We start from the raw sequence: 19,847 nt of genomic DNA, 5'->3' as shown, positions 1-19,847 counted from the left end.
TTTATCAGTGCTTTCGAGCGCTCGGGGCTTATGTCTTCACAAAGCACCATTCTTGCGGACTTGACATAGTTTCCTGACAATGTAAACGGATACATATTGTTCAGCCGAGGTATCTCGGCAGGTGCGAGGCCGGGAGGAGGCAGAGCCCCATGACTATCGAAAGTCCAAGCCGGGCGGGGATCGATGGCGAAACCCGCCTGATCGCCATCATCGGCGACCCGATCGCGCAGGTGAAGTCGCCGATCCATTACAATCGCATGCTCGCTGCCGCGGGCGTGAATGCAGTGCTCGTGCCGTGGCACGCGTCGTCGGAGACATTCGACGTCGTAATGCGAGGTCTTCTAGAGACCCGCAATGTCGATGGCGTGGTGGTAACCTTTCCGTACAAGCAACGGGCGGTGGCCTTTGCGACGACGCTCGAACCGATGGCAGAGCTTCTAGGCGCTGTGAATGTGCTTCGCCGGGACGCGGACGGGTGCTGGACCGGGGCAATGTTCGATGGCCATGGCCTTGTCGAAGCTGCTCGGAAACGCGGCATTGTCACGCAGGGCGCTCGGGTGCAGCTGATCGGCGCCGGTGGCGCCGGCAGCGCGATTGCCTACGCGCTTGCATCTGCAGGTAATGCCAGCATCTCTATCGCCGACATCGATGCCGGCCGCCGCGATGCGCTGGTCAACGGCGTGAAGGCCCGGTATCCGGATTGCAGGGTCGAGCCGGGACATTCCCCGCTCAATGACATCTCGCTTCTGATCAATGCTACCCAGGTCGGCCTGCAGGACACCGATGGTCTTGCAATGCCGATCGATGGGATGACGGACCGCACAGCGGTCATCGACATCGTGCCGGGCCGCGACACAGAGCTTCTCCGCAAGGCCGCCGCTCTTGGATGCCTAACGCTCAGCGGATCCGCAATGGTGGAAGGACAGACAGGTATCGTCCTCCGCTTCTTGAACAAAATCGAGGCTTTTGAAGCTCCAGCTGACGGAAACGCGGCTGCGCGCCAGGCTTCCCAGGGAGAGTTTACGCATGAATGAGAACGGTTCAGGTTCCAGGCTGTCTGGCTGGGTGGGTTCGGCGCTGATGTCGTCCTCGGTCTTCATCGGCCTGATCATCTTATGGTGGCTCGCCGTGGTGACATTCGATATTCCCAAATATCTGCTGCCTCCGCCGCAGGCCGTCATTCCGGAGCTTATCGCATCACGGCAGAGCCTGTGGAACCATTCCTTGGTAACGATCCAGGAAATCGTGCTCGGCTTTGGCCTGTCTGTCGTGACAGCAATTCCGCTTGGTCTGCTGATCGCCTTGTCGCCAACGGCGAAGCGCATGCTCTATCCGCTTCTTGTGTTCATCCAACTCGTTCCCAAGATTGCCATCGCGCCGCTGTTTGTCGTCTGGATCGGCTTTGGGCCGACGTCGAAGGTGATGCTGACGCTGCTCCTGACCTTCTTCCCGCTTTTGCTTGCCAGCATCGCGGGATTTCAGATCCTTGATCAGCGCTATCTTTACCTCACCAAGTCAATGGGGGCGACGACCTGGCAGACCTTTCGCTATCTGCGTTTCCCGTCAGCCCTGCCGGTGATCTTCGGTGGCCTGAAGACGTCGGCTACCATTGCCGCGACAGCCGCTATCGTCGCTGAATTTGTCGGGGCGAACCAGGGGCTCGGCTACCTGCTGCTGCAGGCGACAGGGGTGATGAATACAACCCTCGTCTTCGCAATCCTGTTCGTCATGACCATCATCGGACTGGCTCTGAACAGCATTGTCGAGGTCACCGAATACTTCATGACCCCATGGCGGAGAAATCAAAACCGCGACTGATTAGTTTCATCAACTCAAGGAGGAGAAGAAGATGAATCCGAACAGACTATTAAAGACGCTTAGATCAATTGCCTTGGCGGCAATGACCGGCACGGCCCTGCTAGGTTCGTCTATGGCCGCAGTATCTCAGGAGACACCCCTGACGTTCTGGCTCAACTATCCGGCTGCCGGCTTCAACGCGGGTTACGAGCTTGCCTCGAAGAACGGCTACTACAAGGCAGCGGGTCTGGATGTGAAGATCGAACCCGGCAACGGTTCGCAGATCACCGCCCAGCTTATTGCTAGCGGCAAGGCAGAAATCGGATTTGCTGATTCCGCGCCGGTGATGAAGCTCATTTCCGAAGGCGCAAAGATCAAAATTCTGGCGACCATTCTGCAGGGCAATCCAAACCAGATAACTGCGCTGAAGGGCAAGGGTATCGCTGCGGTCAAGGACCTCAAGGGCAAGTCAGTCGCGATCCCCAATGGCGGTTCCCAGGCTGCTATGTTCCCGCTGGTATTGGCTGCAAATGGTCTGACTGCGAGCGACATCAAGCAGGTCAACATGCCAAAGGAGTCGATGGTGGCGGCACTCCTGCAAGGCCAGGTCGATGCCATCCTCGGCTCCATCGATTTCTTCGCGATCCAATTGAAGGACCTCGGCGCCGAAACCGCAGACTTCCCGTTCATCGACAATGGCGCGCCAACCGTTTCGACGTCAATTATTGCTTCGGAAAGCTACCTCGCGAAGAACCCGGAACAGGCGAAGGCTTTCGTAGCCGCCAGCCTCAAAGGTTGGTACGCGGCCATCGACGACCCTAAGGCAGCGGTTGCCGCGATGAAGGAAATGTTCCCCGACGCTTCTGAAGCTCAGGCTCCCGCACAGCTTGAGGCGACCAAGTACCTGATGTGCGTCAACCGTGCCAAGTTTGTTGGGAAGGCAACACCTGAACAATGGGCAGACACTGTTAGCATCCTTGGAAAGATCGGAATGCTACCCGCGGACAAGGAAGCAACGACTTACTACACCTATGATTACCTTCCGCCGGAGTCCGACCTTCGCCCCTGCCCCCTGACCTAAGAGATGAAGCTGTCCGCCATGCAAGCATTACAGAAAACAAACCCAAGCAGCGAACTCAGCGGCGTCCGAATTGAGATCAAGGAAGTCGGAAAAAAGTTTGGTGCTTTCGAAGCGCTCCGACCGACGACGATCGATATCAAGCCGGGTGAATTCGTTTCCGTCGTGGGGCCTAGCGGTTGCGGGAAGAGCACGCTGATGCTGATGGTGGCCGGCCTCATGGATACTTCGAGCGGGAAGATCCGTATTAACGAAAAACCCCTGTCAGGAGCATTGACTGACGTCGGCATCGCTTTCCAGGATCATCTTCTGCTCGAGTTTAGAACGGCTATGGATAACGTCCTTCTCCAGGGCGTTATCCGAGGCCTTCCTCTGGCGCCGGTCAGGAGGCGTGCAGAGGAACTCTTCGAGCGCCTGGGCCTGACGAAGGCTGCAAACAGGTATCCCAGCCAACTATCGGGCGGCATGCGCCAGCGAGTATCTCTGGCGCGAGCACTGGTGTTGAAGCCCTCCGTCCTTCTCATGGACGAGCCGTTCGGGGCGCTGGACGCGCTGACACGTGTGCAGGTTCGTCACGATCTTGAACAGCTCTGGATGGCCGAACGCCCAACAGTCCTATTCATTACCCACAGCGTCGAAGAAGCGGTCGGGCTGGGCGACCGCGTCCTCGTCATGGCTCCGTCGCCAGGTCAGGTCGTAGACGAAATCCAGATCGACCTTCCCCGCCCACGTCCGGTTTCCTTAGGCGAAGAGCCCGAACTGTCGGCCTTCTCCAAGCGCATCTACGATCACTTCGCGCGCCTCGGCGTCATTCATAGATAACTGCTATCGATTATCGTGAGCGTAGGGTTTCTTTCGCCTGGCCTCGGAGACGTTGCAACTTCCTCGCAGGCGAACGCTGGTGGCAGAGATGCCACCAGCACAAATCAGAGTACAAGGTCTTGATGGGATCGGAACCAACGACCCGGGTTATCGGAATGAAGCTAACACGCTGAAATCCCTCAGCGCGGGACGGCGGCGTGTGTCACCCGGAGGCTGAGATGGCGCCGAAATCGGACCATGCGGTCCGATTTTAGTGCCGCCAAAAAATTGCCCTCGCCACTGGCGGCGCGCATGTTGATGTCGTAACGAGACCTGCTGCCTGCGAAAACGTGGAGCCAGCGAAGCCATTTACAATGGCGGAGATGGAGCACTTTATGAAAACTGTCTACACGATTGGCTATGAAGGCACCGACATCGAACGGTTCGTGAAGACGCTCACGGCCGTTGGCGTCGAAGCTGTTGCCGACGTGCGGGCTGTTCCATTGTCTCGTAAGAAAGGCTTTTCGAAGAATTCGCTGCGAGATCATCTCGAGAATGCTGGCATCAAGTACCTTTCTATGCAGGAGCTCGGAGACCCTAAGGAGGGACGAGAAGCCGCGAAGTCTGGTGACTATGATCGTTTCCGGACGATCTACTCGGCACATGTCGATCAGCCAGAATCCGTTGCAGCTATCGAGAAGCTCGCCGTTACCTCGCAGGAACAGGCCGTCTGCCTGCTTTGCTTCGAACGCGATCCTAAAACCTGTCACCGATATATCGTGGGCGAGCGCATGGGAGCCTTCGGCTACGAAATGCTACACCTCTTTGGAGACGATCCAGCACGCTACGTGCGCCACTACGATAAGCTGCCGAAGCGTCCCGGTTCGAACTAGAAAAGTTCGCCCTGCAACTGGTGTGGCGGGTAGATCAAACTGATAATCAGCCACTGATCCTGAAATCTATGCTGGTTCCCCATAAGCAGCATCAAGTCCTTTGACGGGATATCCCGCTCAAGCTTATCGCGGAAATGACGCTCCCAATCGGCGCCATAGAGTCGATCGCAGGTCAGGTACAGCGCACCAACCTCCCAGTCGACAAGCTTGTGCCTGAAGACCTTGGTGGCAGCACCCTCGCCGCACTCATATCTGTAATAGAAGTCATAGGGCAGTTTCCGTAATGTCCTGATGGAGGGCTTGTCATCCTTATCGAAGAGCCCCCCTTGAGTCTGGCCGCCAAGAAGCTTCGCCAGATCCTCGTCCGTCCACTGCGGATTGGAGACTGGCTCGATATCCAATCCGAGGATTTTCTCGGGCTTCAATAAAGCCAACGATATGCGATTTTCTTGGCGCGCAGCTTCTATGTCGTCGAAATGGATGAAGGTCTTGACTGGAGACAGTAGACCACGACGCTCGCCCCAGTTCCTTCCGGGTTCGACCACCAACCCGCCCTCGATGGTATCTGTCTTGATCGTGAAGCTTTCAGGTCGGTGGTCTTTCTTGGCCTTTTCGACCTTCGCCTTGATCCACTGCCACTTCTTGAACTGCTGCTCTTCAGCGATAAGACGAAACGGCACGGGAAACAGGCGAACAAGGTTGCCGTTCTCGTGGATGCCAGCCACGCAAGTGGTTTCCGCGTACTTCCCACTGGGCGATGGATACGTTTTGCAAAGTATAAGAATGCGGGCATCGACGACAGGCATAACTTGCTCCCAGACAATCCCCCGTTGACGCACGCCTGCCTCCAAAGCAATCCAGCGTTGCCGTCTAAAACAAAACACGCACAGTCAATTCTGGCATTTGTTTCGATCGTGAATGGCTCCAGTGGCTCCTTACTCCGGCTTCATTCGGCGCGCACGCTTAGGCTTTGCGGGAACTTCATCCGCCTCGCCTTCCGTAGCCGTAACTGCAGCCGCCAACATCGGTTTCACCGGAGTTTTGACTGAAGCGCCGGCCGATGAAGCAGCAGGGGCGGCCTTGGGGATACCCATCAATTCGGCAGCGCGTTCCATTCGGATTCGTGCCAGTCCTTCTTGGCTATGCGCTCTCTGCAGCATTTCTTTATGGACCTGCGAGTACCACGCACTCTCGGAAGCCAGCGCAGGATATTGCGTCAAAACTTTATGTCGTTCCTTAAGTGCGTTACCAATCCAGTACCAACCCGTTTTCGGCGATTCCAGCCACGCATCCACGAATTCCGCCGGATCAACATAAGCAAAGATCGGAATGTCTTCGTATTCCAAAGTCGCGTTACGGCTGTGGCAAACCATGTCGAAGAATTTTTGTCCGCCCGTTTTGACGGCTTCCAGCAACGCTGGGACTTTGCCAGGCAAAGTGTCAGTCAGAACGTCCGTACGAGCCTTGATGAGGTATTCGAGAACATCCTGGAATTCAGTTCGGTAGGAATCGACGACCCAATACATAACGCCGCCGGATGCGTCCTTGAACTCGTCGGTCCACATCCAGCCCGCTTTTCGCGCTGGCAGTCGCTTTGCGGCTACGAGATCATCAATATAGCGCTCGGCGTCGTCGGCGATCTGCTTTGATGTGACCTTCAGCATATCACGGGACGCCATCATCATCTTCAGGGCGACAATATGCAGGAACTCGCCGGAATCCGTCACCTGACGCTTCTCGAACTGCTCGTTCATTCGTGCCAGCGCCGGATCGGTGTACTCATCATCCAGCTTGTCAAAGCTGCCGACGATCTGCCAAGGCGACGCCGCCTCCTTCTCGAGAAAATAGGCACTGTTGTTCAATGACGTGCGGATGTGCTCCTCCGTGAAGCGGCCATCAAAGAGCATTTCGGCCAACACGTCATCGCTCAGCAATGTGCTTCCAATGTCGATTGAAGTATACTTTTGGGCAGCATCGTATAGCCGGGATTTCGGTGGCTCTTCCTTTTTCGCGCGCCCCACATCCATTCTGTGCGAAAAGATCTTTTCCTTTCTCCTGAAGAGGTCTTCGAGCTCCAGCTTGTTCGTTCTTGCTTCCACTGCGAGGGCGGAAAAGAGGCGGACCAATTCCACCATCGCCATGTCGTTCTCAAAATGGCGATCCTCTAGGGCATCGGCGAGGCGACCGACATCCTCAACGACGTGTCGAAGGATTCGCAGAGAGGAAGTTCCGGACTCCCTGAACGTGGAAAGCACCTCCCGACGATGGGCCCCAAGCTTGTCCGGCTTCTGCGGATCGTTGAAAAAAGCGACGAACTCCGCAAAAGCCGCCTCGACATTCGGTTCGACGTGAAGGGTTTGGCCGAAGACCTTTTCCTTGGTGTCCGCGAAGGTCTCAACCACCTTGGTGTCATGCGCGATGACAATCACCCGGCACCCGTGGTGCTCTACATATCGATTGATCATTCCGAGCAGCACAGCGTTTTCGACGGTGCACCGCTCGAGGTCGTCCAAGAGGAGTGGGCGGGAGTTGTCGACCTCATTCTTGATGAAAGGCCCAGTCAGAAGGCTCGCCAGACCTCCGGTTCCGAGAGATCCAAGTACCGGAATGTCGACAGACGTACTGTCCATCTTCTCGGCAAAGCGCCTTAATGCGGAGGCCTTCGGGAACATCTTGGTGAAGATCTGTGCCTCGATTTCGCTGGGCGCATTAAGGCCAAAGAGACTGATGTAGTAGGCATGTGTGTCTGGAAGCGCACGTCGAACCTGATGGGTTTTGCCCGTTCCCCACTCTCCGGTCACTAATACTGCATAGCCCGGCTTCAGCCGCCCGACATAATAGGCCAGATACTTCTCGAGATGACTCTGCGGCTCGATCGCCAGTGAGATTACCGACACAGGTTCCTCGAGCTGGGGGATGGTTGTCTTTACAGGATCTTGCTGTAGAAATGGAATTCTCATCGCGCCGTCAGTCTCCCCGATCTTTGACCAATACCCTCAAGCAGCGCGCCTTGATAAAATCAAGAACCTCCCAAGCCGTGCCGGAAAGCATATACGACAACCGTGCTCCACACACGGCGATGAAGGAACCGCCCACGAAAACCCTAGTTTTTCAATGTGCTGAGCGTCATGGAATTCAACCTCAACCCTTGTTATGCTCAGAAATCGCGCGGAGCCTTACAAGATCCTCATCATCGGCAGCCCGCGAAGGCGTTGGCCTAACGTTGCCGAAATATTTGCGCTCCAATCCACCATAAGTCATTCCATCAGCCACCTGAGTTAGACGCATCTGGAACATCTTCGCACCGACAACGAGCTCGACTGGGTTGTTGCCGTGATTGAACAACTCGACCGAGAAACACCCCCTAAAGCCGGGTTGGACCATCGTGTTCACGGAAATTCCGAGGCGGGTGTAACTGCTCCGGGACAATACGTCAGCATAGCAATCACTCGGCAGGGCAACGTATTCAAGGGTCGTCGCTAGCACGACTTGATCCGGATATAAAATAAAGCGCTCGCCGAGTTCACGCCGGGTCGGCTGAAAATAGGTGGAGATGGCCCGAAACCGTTCATTATCGCGAGCTATTCCGATGTACGGGCGGCGCGTCACAATGGAGACGAGGAAGTCGTATCCCAATCGGAGATCGACAGTCAGCTCTCCTATCTGCTTTTGATCGAGCAGAGGTTCGATCCATAGGCCTAGCCCATCCTCCCGCGAAAGGCGCTCAAGAATTTCTTTCTTGATCACTCAGCTCCTGCCTCCCATAAGTTTCGAACGGATGCATTGCGAATTGATTTTTCGATAAGATCGTTGACGATGCGAACCACGTCGAGGGGATTAGCTCCGACAGCCCATTGTGGACCACCGCCTGATCTCACTCTGCCGAGGTACGACCATCCTGCAGCCATCACGCCGTGCAATTCCTCAGCACCGTCGAGGTTATACGGTCGGATGTCATCAAATGCGCTGTCGATAGACGGTATCCTATACCTTTTCTGAAGCTGTGGCAGGCCAAGCTTCTTCAACGCACTCTGAAACATTAGAACATCATCCGTTTCCTCGTCGTTCAGGAAGCCTCGGATCAAGTCTAGCCTTTCCGCGGTGGAAGGGTGCGTAAGGCTCCTCTCGGCGCGTGGATTGATGGCTTCTAGGCTATCAGAAATGGCGTAGCCGACATAACAGGCGGCAAACAAATCGGCGAAATGTTCACGCCGATAGACTTGGACTAGCTCTTGCACCTCAGGAGAGGCTCCCTCTACCGGGTGCGTTAGGCTGGTAGACGCAGTAACATTGCGCGAGAGATCCACAAAATGGCCCAGCTCATGATACAAGGCTGCGCAAAAAAGCGGCATGTGTTTATAGACGCGTGGCACACCGATGAATATGAGCTTCTCTTCAGGTAGCGTTCCCGGATAGTGAACCATAGTTTTGGCCACGAAGTCCCAAGGATCGCCGAGTGCCAGATGAAAGTCCTTTTCGTCGGTTAATGCAGTTGTCACGATGCATGGGACAGGAAGCCAGTCGGCAATTGCGTGTCTCATGCAATACTCTATCTCGTACGGGGCCTCCTTCGTCGTCGACCCCTGTAGATATCTGTAGCAAATCCACACCTTGTCCGCGAACGGTCGGAGAATTTCATCCTCGTACGCCGGCGACCAGGAAAGCGCGTGCTTGATTACATCGATCAGCGCTTGGGTATGCTTCTCGATTGCATGATTGAAGTATGGTGTTTTGGAAAGCTGCGCCAAGCTTTCCGCAAGAAGCGCAAGATCAGTCCGCGGGTGCAAGTCTCGGCTCCAAATTCTGGAGCACCTTGTGAGCAACGGCTGGGCTGACATCACCTATATCCTCGACACCTTTAAGGGCATCGCGCAACCCCTGATAGACGATCATGTCGCTTGCAAGCTGCACGGCCTGCGGCGTCACGTCCGGTGAGAGGGTATCAGGATCGTCAGACAGAATTCTCGCTTGGTGCAAAACATCATTGAAATGAAGCGTGAGAGGATGCGGAATGTCTCGGCTGCCCCTATCAATTAAAACAAGCACCAAACGAAAAAGCTCAAGGCGCCGACTGTTTTCTGATGGCATGGCAGCAAGCATAAAAGACCCCCAACTCGCGCCGAATCAGAGCGAGGATAACTCGGCAGAGTTGAAGGTGGAACAATATTCACTAATTTTCTGGTAAAATTCCTCCGCTATCTTTGCACCATTCGATCTTTCCTTTTTTCATCCAGAAATGGCAGCGGCATCCATCCGTCCGTTGAACGGACGGCGCGATACTCGGTCGGCCAAGCCAATCGTGCGTTACTTTCCAACGCGGCCGGCGATCCGGGTTCAATGACAGCAGTAGCGGAGTGCCACATCCAGACGGGCATGGAAACGTGACCCATTTCGGTTTTTCGGCCGGCCCGACGACGACTGCTTGCCCCGGCATAAGATCGCCTGGAGCTGGCATGTCGAGAGTGGATTTCACAAGGAATTGCGGCCTCTCAATTATCCCAAGCCAGGCGAGCGTCTTGGCAAGTGTAGTTTGCAGCATCAACCTGCCCTTCCGAGAAAAGGTTCGACATCACCGAGACCGTGAACCCGGTCAGATCGGCAAATCCGGCAAGGCTCCTTTGCCGCGCCCGGCCGAAAATCCTCGACGAGGCTGAACTTACGGACTCGATTGGCGATAGCACCGTCTTCGCCACGAAACTGGTTCAAACGCTGAATCAGCTCCTCGATTGCCATGGTCGCGACTGAGGTCGTGAACGGAATGACCGCAGGCGAAGGACTTCCCTCCCCGTGAACATAAGCTTCTGCCTTCCGCCGCTTATACTCTTCAGGGTCGGACCGTCGGAGGGCTTCCTCTGCAGCCGCCTGTGCATCGACAATACGGCGGCAGACGAGACACGCACTGCCCGGCTCCAAGACCGTGACACGACCATCTGCCTCCAGGCACGAAAACCCAAAGCGCTCGGATACACGAAGCGCAAGGCCAACGTCGATGACGGGGATCAGATAGTAGTATGCGAGCCGATTGAGCAGCAGCCGCCCATCGTGATCATCAGTGCAACCGAAGATGATGTCCATCGACTTCAACGCATCGCGGCACTCTGTCGACCCGATCCATGCATCGTAGGTTCCGACCTGCGTCCCGAGCCCCATCCTTTCGATTTCACGCTTGGCGACATCGACCTTCCTGACCCTCCCCTTGGCGTCTTCATACGTCGCACCATAGAGACGGTTAAGGTTGGTGTCTTCAACATGGTCCGGGTCGAAGATCGCAATGTGCCCGGCCCCCATGCGAGCAAGCTGCTGCAGAAGCGGACTACCGGTTCCGCCGGCACCAACCACGCCGATGCGCATGTGACGCATGATGCGCGTAAAACCGGTGCCCAGAGCAAGTTCCTGCCTGGCCAGGGCCGGAGAAGACACCTCTTCATGCGCGCCGAAAAAGACGACACGCCACTGGCTACCTGTTGTTCGAGCGCGATCGAAGTTGATCACTTCATCCGGCGACGTCCAGACCCGACCCGCAACCAGTTCTCCAGCGGCGAAAAGCAAGCTCGGAAGCAATGCGTGATCTCCGTTTCGGTTCTGTGCAAGGCGAACGAGTTCAGCCTCGTTACGATCGTCCTGAGATGAGAAATGCCGAGGACCGTGGGGGTGCGAGTGAGCAATGCCCACCTGCAGGCCGTCACGATCAGCACGCGCCAACAACTGCACAAGACGCGCAGTGCTCCAAGAGATGTGCTGATGGTCAGAGGATTTGATTTCTGCATCCTCGACCGCCAGCACCTCCTTGACCATCAGACGGAGCCTCGGCTCATTGTCAAACGGATCCGAGTTGATGCGCGACACCCCGAAAAGGACGTAGGCAGCATGCTCATTGCCGTCAGGCCTGCAAAGCTCGGCGGTCAACACGCCGAGATGCAGTTGATTGATGGTAAGGTCGCTTTTCATGCCGCAATCTCCAATGCGCGCTCGATACGGCGGACCATCGTCCAGATGCCATCGATTCCGGGTCGCCATGCATTGTTGTGGCGAGACCACCGCTGCCATGTCTTGCCACCGAATGCATGAGGCTGGTCGGCGGCGTTGGGGTACCGGTGACTGGCCGCCAACCTTACCCACGGCATCAGATAGAACATGTCCGGCGCGCAGTCCGGGTAGGCCGGCGGCAGCATGATCAGGATGTCAGCCGCCCCAACGTCGAACCGCGCCGCCGGCAAGCTCCACCCCTTGAGGACCACGGCTTTGCCCACACCATCAGCCACCTCTTCGAATGCAATACTCTGCTCCTGCAGATAAGTGCAATCCTCGGGCGGGAGCACTGCTGCTCCCGCACCTTCGGTGGTCGTGTCGATGCCGGTGAAGAACCGCTCAGTCCCGTCACCTTGGAGATCGACCTTCTCCTTGTTGCCGATCAGCTTGTCATCGCCGACGCGCTGAGAAAGCCAGACGCCATAAGAGTTCGGGTCGACGCCCGCCAGACGCTTCAACTGCACGCCGGTGATGAAGGGAAGTCCCCACTCGAACTTGCGGCCGTCGAGAACGAAGCGAAAGGAGCGATCGCTCTTGAACGTGATGAACTGTTCACGACCGTCATTGCGAAGGTCGACACTTTCATCCGGGCGGATCTCTTCCAGCTGACCGTCATCCAGCTCCTGAAAGAGGAGATACTCGTCGGTCAGAAAGAGCTTGGCCTTCTGGAGGACCTGGGCGCCAGTGACGATCGGGTCGTTGAAGGTGAATGCGTTGCCGTCGATCTTGATATCGAAGGTGTGACGGCCTGGGAGGATGCTGTCTGCCATTGTGGGAAATCTCCGTTTGCCGACAAGGCGACTGTCGCCTTGGCTGCATCCATAATTAATAGCTAGATTTTAGCTATTCAATAGCCATTGGATGAATTTTTTTTGTTGACTAGTTCAGTAAAAAATATAGGCTCCCTGAGTTGAATTACGCGGGAGCGCTTCATGAAGAAAACCATGACACTGAACTTAACGGATGCGGAAATGCAGGCCCTGCAGGATCTCTGCGATAAAAAGGACCTGTCAAAAACCGCTGTCCTTCGCCAGGCGCTGAGGCTCTACCAGTTGGTAGACGTGCGCCTTGAACAAGGTGGAAAGCTCTTCTTCGAGGATAATGCCAAGAAGGAGAAGGCTGAACTTATGGTGCTGTAACACGTGACCTCCTATCCAGTTTTTCTGACCGATAAACGTACCGGTAAACCGGTAGCCGCCGAACTCATTGACACCATCAGCGATGCTGATCTTCACTCGGTTGAGACCGATTGGAGACCAGTGACTAATGCGAAAATCAGAGAGCTCATGGCGCAGGGCACGAGCCCAGCCGATTGGCCGGAAGGCTGGCATTGGCAGTGGAGGGACAAGATGACCGCAATCCGCGGCTTGCTTGCTTTCCAGACGTTTGCGCTTCGTTGCGAAGGCAAGCTCCAGGGATTGATGCAACTAAATACAGCCCGCTATCGCGGCCGTGTCCCCGAACAGGCTGGCAAGGATCTGGTCTATGTCGACTATGTCGAGACAGCTCCTTGGAACCGCAAGGCGATTGTTGCAGCACCCCGGTTCGGCGGCGTCGGGACCATCATGATCCGAGCAGCCATTGAAGTCAGTCGAGACCAAGAGTTTCGCGGTCGCGTTGGTCTCCACTCCTTGCCGAGTGCTGAGACTTTCTATGCCGACATCTGCGGCATGACCGATGGTGGCCTCGACGGAACCTATGAGGGATTAAGATACTTTGAGATGACGTCCGCGCAAGCAGACGCATTCTCAGGATAGGAACAGCCATGAAACTCGAAATCACGAGGGAGTGGTTCGAACGCAGAGCCAAGCTTGAAGGAGATCTTGAGATCTCCGCAGGTCGGCTCGCCAGGGACCCGGCCCCCGAACAGGCACAAGTTGAAATTGAAGCAAGCGAAGCCCCAACTCCAATTCGGATGGCATTCGGCTCTTTTGTCGAAACGATGCGCCGTCAGAAGGGGCTTTCCATCGAAAAGCTGGCAGAGCGCGCTGACCTTGATGTGTCCGATGTGGTCAGAATAGAGCGAGATGCTCATTTCAGACCAGAGCCGCGTGTCGTCTATCGGCTGGCAGAAACCTTCAATCTGCCGGGTAAAGCTATGCAGCAGCTTTCTGGAAATACGACTGCTCGTCCTGGCCTTCAGGAGCAAGCGCTGAGATTTGCCGCACGATCGGGCGATTCTCCGCAGAAGCTGTCACGCGAGGAGCAACGCGCCCTTGCGGAGTTCATTGCGTATCTGGAAAAGCAACAAGGCTGATGAAGTGCGTAACATTATTCTCAGCCGCGGGACGGCTTCCGATATCGATAAGCAGGTCAATAAAGTGCTCAAGGCACTCGGAAATCCCGAGCCACCTCTGAAACTTGATGACGTTCGTGAGATCCTAAAGCTCGATCGGCGATATTACTCAACCACCGATGACAGCTTTCTTCGGGAGACGATCAACAAATTGACGGTAGCCGGGACGCAGGTGATAAAGCGTCCCGGCCTTCTTCTCGAAGCAGTAAGGAAGATGGACCTTCGTGCGCTCTATCTGCCCGACCGCAGGAGGATCTTGCTGGACTCCGCTCAACCAGACGCGAAGCAGCGATGGAGCGAAGCCCACGAAATCGGACACAGCATCATTCCATGGCATGAAGATTTGATGCTTGGCGACCACGAACAAACACTCGTACCCGGCTGCCACGCGCAGATCGAGGCGGAAGCCAACTATGCCGCGGGCCAACTTCTATTCTTGCAATCGCAGTTCCAAGTCGCCGCAAACGACTCCACTGCTGGCCTCGATTCGGTCCGTACTTTGAAAGACGCCTTCGGAAATACGTACACCACGACATTTTGGCGCTTCATTGAAGATTCACACCGCGACGTTCCGATGATTGGACTGATCGGCGGGCATCCCCGCCACCCTCAGCCTGGTCAAGCGCATTTTCGGCACATCATCGAATCTCCGGCCTATCGAGCTATGTTTGATAGCTTGTCCGTAGAGCACCTGCTGCAGTTAATGCGGACCTATTGCAAATATCAAAAGCGCGGTCCGCTTGGGGCCGGCGAAGTCACCCTGGTTGACAAGAACGGTCAGACCCACGTTTTTCTCTTTGAATCCTTTAGCAACACCTACGACTGCCTAACGCTTGCGACATATCAGCGGCCCTACAGAAATGCCGTTGGCTTCTGAAAACAGATCCGAGGGGCCCGTGACTTAATCCGCATCCCGCTCCAGCAGAAGGTTCTATGAAGCTAATGTCGCTCACTCCACCCTGATGTAGCGCCGCTGTTCCATTACGGATGACGGTGGCATCCGCCAATCTGCATCATATTTGGCGGTAATCAGGGAGACATTCTTTGTCGGAACCTCCACTATAAGATCATCTTCTGTCAGCATGAAAAGCGAAGTGGAAGAGCGCATCAGCAAGTTCCCTCGCAGGCTGCCGCTTCCATTATATTGTAGGCCTTCCAGTTGAATCGCCGCTTCGATCCCGCCTCCGAAGCGTATAACTCGAAGCACAGAGCCGTACGTGTCATATGCGAAAAGGCTTATCGACATGACGACAGCCAATGGGATCGTAAGATATCCCTGAAGAAGCCAAAGCTTTCGATTGGTTCCAGCATACCATACTGAAAATGCAATTAGCGAAGCGGCCGCGGCAAGGAGCAGAGCCGTGTAAAAGCTTTCGTGGTTCAGTATCGGGAAATTGCCCGATGCCCCAACAAGATAGTAACCAACCCCCGAGACGAAAATAGCGACTGCCGCATAAGGCAGCACTGTCCGGACCAACGCGTCGAAAACAACGGAAACTATTTTGGCTGCTTCATCCGAGACGGTAATGGCGACCGATATCGGGTCTATCGCGAGCCCCATGTATACCTCGATTCGCAGTGACTCTATGGAGTTGCTCGCCCAATGAAAAAGAAGCTTGAACTGAAGTAGTACGAACACGCAACATGTGACGAGCACCATGGAGAGCGCAAAACCGATGAATGACCATAGGCCGAGCGTAAACCCTAGATAGGGTGTGCCTTCCAACGGCACGCGCATTCCGAACCTCGCTGCGAAAAGGGCTGTAGCCGGAGTAGCGAGGAATGCCATAATGACGGAGATGACCAGCGACTTTCCGACCAGAACAACCGCGAATTTGGCGACGTCCGGCATTAAAAGAAACAGATACCGGATCTGCCCATAAAGCGCTGTGACTTTCAGCCACCACGATGGCGCTTCGCCGCCGCCAAGAGACCATTTGCTGTCTGGACCCCTTCCATTGCCTTCTTGAAACACTTGCATCGACAACCCCTACTCTCCACGCTGGATAGCACTAGGAGATGGAAGCTGTATTAACCGCAGTTCAGAACGGCTTCCATATTTGGCAGCACAGTCAATTCGGTGATCGATCTAAGCGGTACCCCCCATGCTCGAAACCTCCCCCTCCCCGTCATCTCCCGGAGGCCGAGCTCCGATAGGATCCGCCGCGCCGCCTGCGGCGTCACATCTAGGGTCTTCGCACCATGCCCGCGGACGCAAGCGGTTCCGCCATCACCAACTCGACCATGCCAGACCACTCCACCCCAAATAGGGTCGTGACAGGTGATGCTGCCGCCGGATTCATGTCTCCGCTGACTTGCAACGGCGCAGCTCAAAAGCGCGACGCGGGCCAGATGGTTGAGGTTCTTCTTCACCCCCAGATTCTGAGGGGAAGCCCGCACACCAGTCAATCTAGACGTTCAAAGGCCGCTGTGCATAATGCCGGCAGGTTGGGGAATCTTTACATGAACATCAAGCGCGGACTCTTCCGCATCTGGCTTGTCTGCTCGATCTTCTTCGTCATCGGAAACATCGCGTTCAGCTATTCCCATATCCGTTCCGAATTTGTCCGGGACCGCATGTTCAGGGAGGGCGGCGTTCTGATCCCGGTTAAATGCGGTCAGGCGCGCGGCGAGCTGAAAACGGACTACAAGCTCAGCGAGTGGAAGTCAGAAAAGCTGAACTACGACAGCTGCTGGTATCGCATGGGCAAGTTCCGGACCCTATTTCCGGAATACCGCGACCTCGACGACCTTGATCTCATCGGCAAGGCCTATGATGCAGCCGGTGAGCCCGTATACACTCCCGAGCCTTGGCAGTCTCTGCAGCAGCGGGCCGCTATAGCACTCGGCTTCCCGCTCGGCATTTTCATCATAGGGTTTGCCTTCGTGTGGGCATTCACCGGGTTCGCTCGTCCAAAGGCTTCCTGATGTATGGCTATCTGATCGACCTTTACCATGTGACCGTCGAACATCTTTCGGACCTGAAATTCGACAAGAACAGCGAGGTTCACCGAACGCTGGTGTCTCTCCATGCCAGCATCAGTGAGTTGACGAACAGCGCGATCCAGATCCGCGAGGCCGGAGCCTATACCGGCATGGACGTGCTCCTTCGGTCGGCAATGGAAGCTCACGTCGATCAGATCAATCTGGCAAACAACAGCGAATATCTGAAAGCGATGCTTGCCGTGTACCACAAGGAGTGGATCAAGCTCGCAACCGACGGAGTGAAGGGGGAAAACCCCTTCCTTTCCTACTTCAGGGATAACCCCCAGGCAGTTGACAAGCTGGAGCACCACAAGGCCGAGCTGAAGGCATACACCGACCAGTACGGCATCCCGACCAACTTCGATAAGTTCAAGATGGCGGGGATGGAGAACGAGTACCGCTCGATCTACAACAGCCTGTGCAACGACAGCCATAACAACATCAGGACGCTGACGTCACGGCATTTTCGCGTCCATGACAAGGGCCACGAGCTGGTCATATTCGACAAACCCAGCCGGGAAGATCTAGCCGCGACGCTGGACTCCTTCATCGCCATCCTGAACCAGTCGAATTACATCATGCACGACTACTTCAGGTCGGATGAAGGGGTGAAAGAAAAGCTCTCAGCTTTCAAGCGATACCGGGAGGAGAAGGGTTTGTCGTGGGTGGATGAGCTGGAGGCGTAGGCTCCATCGCCAGCGAAAAGTATTCGCCGCTGCTCATGCCTTCACTCACTTCTTCCAGATAGGTGTGATCCACGCCATAAACCTTGTCCCGCGCCTGGACGATGATGACCTTGTTTGTCCCGGCCACCACCGCATGTGGTGCAGCCATCGAAAGCGCATCGTTGAAACGGATTTTGGCTATCGTGAACAGCTTGTCAGGGCTGATCGGAATGGCGACATGCCCGTTGGGCCCGCCGAGCCCAGACGTCATGATGAGGGGGCGGTCACAGGTCAGGAGGCGGCGGTTTGCCGTTTGCACATCCGTCACCATCCAATCCATGCCCACCAGCGTGTCCAGAACCTTCCTGTTCTGCGCCAGCCTTGTGCTGACGACAAATCGCCGACAGTTCCGGCATATCCGGATTAGTCTGCCTTAATGCCTCCTCAGCCGTCTCCGGCATTCCTTCCTTGCGAATGCGGCGCCAGATCTCCTCCGTTTTGGCGTCGGGCTTGGAAAAGTCCCGCTTCATCCGCTCTTTGAATCTGGCGATTTCGGTGGGATTGCGCATGCCGAACCATAGGAGGAACCGCGCCCCTCGTACTTCTCCTTATCAGTCAAAGGCTCAGCCCGCAGCAGCTTGTCCCGCACCTTGGCGGCGGAGGTGTCCACTTCCTGATTAAAGATCCGCTCGACGTTCTGTTTCGTCTCCTCGGTCGCGCCAGGCCTCCGTCCTTCGTCCACTGCTCACAAGCCTTCCAGCGTTCGAGATCAGCCATGACGACAGCGAGGTCCGGTCTGGGACGATTGCATTCCGCCAACGCTTTCGACTTGCCGACCTTGTTCGGAAAGCTGGAATTCACGAATCCAGGCCAGTCCCCTACCTCGTGCCTTCTCACGCTTTTACGCGCCAGTTCGAGCATCTAATTTGGAAACAGTATTTGCGCTTTAGTGGATTAAAGGCGATACATAATCTGATCGCTCCGGAAGTGGTCGAGGCTACACCACACCCCACGCCCGAAACCTCCCCCTCCCCGTCATCTCGCGCAAGCCCAGTTCCAAAACGATCCGCCGCGCCGCCTGCGGCGTGACCTCAAGCGTATTTGCGACCATCTTGGCAGACACGAGCGGCCGCGCCATCACGAGCTCGATCAACTCCGGCAATTTTGAAGACGCTCGGCGCCCATCGAGCTTTCGCTCCAACAACGTCCGGGCCAGCGCCAGCCTGTCATGCTCTTTCAGACCGAGCTCGGCGGCCGCAATCAGGCCGTGCGCAAGGGCGAGCAACCGGGTTTCACGATAACGATGCCGGCGCCGATCGACGGGAATGGTTTTCAGGCCGACATTGATGGCGGCGAGATGGGCGCCAGTGGTGACGCCGGCCTGGCGCAGGATGGATGCACAAAACAGCCGGCCGAGCCAAGGAGCGTGCTGAAGGACCAAAAATTCGTTCCAGGCATCGAGGGCAACGATGGCCTGCAGCACCGCTGGCAGGTTTTCGGCCTGACGCACTACACCACGCCATTCCTCCAGCCGGGCATCCTCGTCCCAGTCGAGATCATAGATCATCGGATTTTTTTCGGCGCCGCCGCCGCGACCGGGCCGTGTGGCGTTTGCGATCGCCGCCTTCGATCGGGCCAGCATCGCATCGATGGCAGCATAATCGACGCCGGGCAGATTTTTGACGTCATCACCATCATCCGCCTCCCCTTCCGGATCGATTGCGGCGGCGGGCCGGATAGCGGCAGCCGTCCCCGCGTCTTCCGCGCCGACCGAAGTGATCTCCGATGTCTGTCGGAGTGTTCTCAGACCGTCGGCGGACAGCGCCCACGCCGGGAGTTGGGCAGCAATCCGCCGGCGGGTCCTCAAAACGTCGCGAGCGATGGTGAGTTCGTGTGTGGGGGTGCGGATATCGCGGGTGGCGTCGTGCAGGACGAGGTCTTCGAGATGCACCAATTCGCCGTCAATCCACAGCGAGGCACAGGCATCGCTGAATTGGGTGCGTTCGAGGAAGCCCGGACCGACCGGCGATCGGGTGATGCGCTCGTCGAGACGGGTGAGTGCGATGCCGGCGCGGAACGCTGGCTCCATCAAGGTCGAAATGGGCAATTTTGCGAGATCGTAAGCCATTGATTTTATGATAAATGATTTGTTAAAAGAATGCTATTTGAATATCAGAGTTCTCCATAGGGTATAAAGAAGCCCCCGGTGTCTCACCGGCGATAAGTATGGCTTATCGAATGTGATTGATTTCAAGCCGCAAATCAGAAAGAATCCGGTAAATCCTTGGCCGCTGGGCCGTCGA

Annotated in this window: 23 protein-coding genes and 1 pseudogene; 11 read left to right on the top strand and 13 right to left on the bottom strand. The window is 56.0% G+C overall.

The features are described 5' to 3' along the window. Window positions 1-149: 149 nt before the first annotated feature. The 5 genes from AC0JZ8_RS01130 to AC0JZ8_RS01110 all read left to right on the top strand — a co-directional run bounded on the left by AC0JZ8_RS01130 (window position 150) and on the right by AC0JZ8_RS01110 (window position 4,569). Entirely contained in the window at window positions 150-1,034 is an 885-nt protein-coding gene (locus AC0JZ8_RS01130) for a shikimate dehydrogenase family protein (RefSeq protein WP_471891410.1), read from the top strand. Next, window positions 1,027-1,818, top strand: coding sequence for an ABC transporter permease (locus tag AC0JZ8_RS01125; protein ID WP_113110387.1), 792 nt, complete (start codon window positions 1,027-1,029; stop codon window positions 1,816-1,818). Before AC0JZ8_RS01130 ends, AC0JZ8_RS01125 begins: the two co-directional genes overlap by 8 nt. Before the next feature lie 31 nt (window positions 1,819-1,849). After that, window positions 1,850-2,878 (top strand): ABC transporter substrate-binding protein, encoded by a 1,029-nt coding sequence (locus AC0JZ8_RS01120; RefSeq protein ID WP_113110386.1) that lies wholly within the window; start codon window positions 1,850-1,852, stop codon window positions 2,876-2,878. 3 nt (window positions 2,879-2,881) lie between these two features. Then, window positions 2,882-3,697 (top strand): ABC transporter ATP-binding protein, encoded by an 816-nt coding sequence (locus AC0JZ8_RS01115; RefSeq protein WP_471891409.1) that lies wholly within the window; start codon window positions 2,882-2,884, stop codon window positions 3,695-3,697. Window positions 3,698-4,071: 374 nt separating this feature from the next. Further along, the gene (locus AC0JZ8_RS01110; protein WP_471891408.1) at window positions 4,072-4,569 is read left to right on the top strand and encodes a DUF488 domain-containing protein; all 498 of its coding nucleotides are present in this window, start codon (window positions 4,072-4,074) and stop codon (window positions 4,567-4,569) included. Here AC0JZ8_RS01110 and AC0JZ8_RS01105 read toward each other — a convergent pair. From AC0JZ8_RS01105 to AC0JZ8_RS01070, 8 genes are all read right to left on the bottom strand, one after another. Further along, window positions 4,566-5,375, bottom strand: coding sequence for a hypothetical protein (locus AC0JZ8_RS01105; protein WP_471891407.1), 810 nt, complete (start codon window positions 5,373-5,375; stop codon window positions 4,566-4,568). The two genes, AC0JZ8_RS01110 and AC0JZ8_RS01105, sit on opposite strands and share 4 nt — an antisense overlap. Before the next feature lie 129 nt (window positions 5,376-5,504). Further along, on the bottom strand, window positions 5,505-7,529 hold the full coding sequence (locus AC0JZ8_RS01100; protein WP_471891406.1) for a hypothetical protein: 2,025 nt from the start codon (window positions 7,527-7,529) through the stop codon (window positions 5,505-5,507). Between the two features lie 181 nt (window positions 7,530-7,710). Beyond that, the gene (gene dcd, locus AC0JZ8_RS01095; RefSeq protein ID WP_471891405.1) at window positions 7,711-8,316 is read right to left on the bottom strand and encodes a dCTP deaminase; all 606 of its coding nucleotides are present in this window, start codon (window positions 8,314-8,316) and stop codon (window positions 7,711-7,713) included. Further along, the gene (locus AC0JZ8_RS01090) at window positions 8,313-9,317 is read right to left on the bottom strand and encodes a hypothetical protein (protein WP_471891404.1); all 1,005 of its coding nucleotides are present in this window, start codon (window positions 9,315-9,317) and stop codon (window positions 8,313-8,315) included. Before AC0JZ8_RS01090 ends, dcd begins: the two co-directional genes overlap by 4 nt. Before the next feature lie 22 nt (window positions 9,318-9,339). Continuing rightward, window positions 9,340-9,669, bottom strand: a complete 330-nt coding sequence (locus AC0JZ8_RS01085; protein ID WP_471891403.1) for a hypothetical protein — start codon at window positions 9,667-9,669, stop codon at window positions 9,340-9,342. Window positions 9,670-9,739: 70 nt separating this feature from the next. Beyond that, window positions 9,740-10,003, bottom strand: coding sequence for a ubiquitination-like system serine protease family protein (locus tag AC0JZ8_RS01080; protein WP_471891496.1), 264 nt, complete (start codon window positions 10,001-10,003; stop codon window positions 9,740-9,742). A 104-nt stretch (window positions 10,004-10,107) separates the two neighbouring features. Continuing rightward, on the bottom strand, window positions 10,108-11,517 hold the full coding sequence (locus AC0JZ8_RS01075; RefSeq protein ID WP_471891402.1) for a ThiF family adenylyltransferase: 1,410 nt from the start codon (window positions 11,515-11,517) through the stop codon (window positions 10,108-10,110). After that, entirely contained in the window at window positions 11,514-12,368 is an 855-nt protein-coding gene (locus tag AC0JZ8_RS01070) for a multiubiquitin domain-containing protein (RefSeq protein ID WP_471891401.1), read from the bottom strand. The genes AC0JZ8_RS01075 and AC0JZ8_RS01070 overlap by 4 nt, the downstream gene beginning before the upstream one ends. Before the next feature lie 162 nt (window positions 12,369-12,530). Between AC0JZ8_RS01070 and AC0JZ8_RS01065 the strand changes: the two genes are divergently transcribed. The 4 genes from AC0JZ8_RS01065 to AC0JZ8_RS01050 are packed head-to-tail and all read left to right on the top strand — an operon-like array spanning window position 12,531 to window position 14,771. Continuing rightward, window positions 12,531-12,737 (top strand): transcriptional regulator, encoded by a 207-nt coding sequence (locus AC0JZ8_RS01065; protein WP_471891400.1) that lies wholly within the window; start codon window positions 12,531-12,533, stop codon window positions 12,735-12,737. 3 nt (window positions 12,738-12,740) lie between these two features. Further along, window positions 12,741-13,355, top strand: a complete 615-nt coding sequence (locus AC0JZ8_RS01060) for a GNAT family N-acetyltransferase (protein ID WP_471891399.1) — start codon at window positions 12,741-12,743, stop codon at window positions 13,353-13,355. An 8-nt stretch (window positions 13,356-13,363) separates the two neighbouring features. Further along, window positions 13,364-13,855, top strand: coding sequence for a helix-turn-helix domain-containing protein (locus AC0JZ8_RS01055; RefSeq protein WP_471891398.1), 492 nt, complete (start codon window positions 13,364-13,366; stop codon window positions 13,853-13,855). Continuing rightward, complete coding sequence (locus AC0JZ8_RS01050; protein WP_471891397.1) at window positions 13,827-14,771, top strand: ImmA/IrrE family metallo-endopeptidase; 945 nt, start codon at window positions 13,827-13,829, stop codon at window positions 14,769-14,771. The genes AC0JZ8_RS01055 and AC0JZ8_RS01050 overlap by 29 nt, the downstream gene beginning before the upstream one ends. 72 nt (window positions 14,772-14,843) lie before the next feature. Here the strand turns inward: AC0JZ8_RS01050 and AC0JZ8_RS01045 are convergent, their stop codons facing one another. Next, window positions 14,844-15,875: a hypothetical protein gene (locus tag AC0JZ8_RS01045; RefSeq protein ID WP_471891396.1), complete on the bottom strand. Its 1,032-nt coding sequence runs from the start codon at window positions 15,873-15,875 to the stop codon at window positions 14,844-14,846. A gap of 116 nt (window positions 15,876-15,991) precedes the next feature. Then, window positions 15,992-16,140, bottom strand: a pseudogene (locus AC0JZ8_RS01040) (helix-turn-helix domain-containing protein); the annotation flags it as partial. On the opposite strand from AC0JZ8_RS01040, the gene AC0JZ8_RS01035 reads away from it, so the two are divergent. Beyond that, complete coding sequence (locus AC0JZ8_RS01035; RefSeq protein ID WP_471891501.1) at window positions 16,097-16,822, top strand: hypothetical protein; 726 nt, start codon at window positions 16,097-16,099, stop codon at window positions 16,820-16,822. The pseudogene AC0JZ8_RS01040 and the gene AC0JZ8_RS01035 overlap by 44 nt on opposite strands. After that, on the top strand, window positions 16,822-17,565 hold the full coding sequence (locus AC0JZ8_RS01030) for a DUF5677 domain-containing protein (RefSeq protein WP_471891395.1): 744 nt from the start codon (window positions 16,822-16,824) through the stop codon (window positions 17,563-17,565). Before AC0JZ8_RS01035 ends, AC0JZ8_RS01030 begins: the two co-directional genes overlap by 1 nt. Here AC0JZ8_RS01030 and AC0JZ8_RS01025 read toward each other — a convergent pair. From AC0JZ8_RS01025 to AC0JZ8_RS01015, 3 genes are all read right to left on the bottom strand, one after another. Beyond that, window positions 17,510-17,884 carry a DUF4238 domain-containing protein gene (locus AC0JZ8_RS01025; protein ID WP_471891394.1) on the bottom strand — a complete coding sequence of 125 codons (375 nt, stop codon included), beginning with the start codon at window positions 17,882-17,884 and terminating at the stop codon, window positions 17,510-17,512. The two genes, AC0JZ8_RS01030 and AC0JZ8_RS01025, sit on opposite strands and share 56 nt — an antisense overlap. Continuing rightward, complete coding sequence (locus AC0JZ8_RS01020) at window positions 17,829-18,113, bottom strand: hypothetical protein (protein ID WP_471891393.1); 285 nt, start codon at window positions 18,111-18,113, stop codon at window positions 17,829-17,831. The genes AC0JZ8_RS01025 and AC0JZ8_RS01020 overlap by 56 nt, the downstream gene beginning before the upstream one ends. A gap of 428 nt (window positions 18,114-18,541) precedes the next feature. Further along, window positions 18,542-19,672, bottom strand: a complete 1,131-nt coding sequence (locus AC0JZ8_RS01015) for an RHE_PE00001 family protein (protein ID WP_471891392.1) — start codon at window positions 19,670-19,672, stop codon at window positions 18,542-18,544. Between the last annotated feature and the right edge of the window lie 175 nt (window positions 19,673-19,847).

The organism is Velazquezella soli (assembly GCF_977018685.1).
Note: the sequence above shows the minus strand (reverse complement) of the source record. Positions and strands in the feature narration are given on the sequence as shown.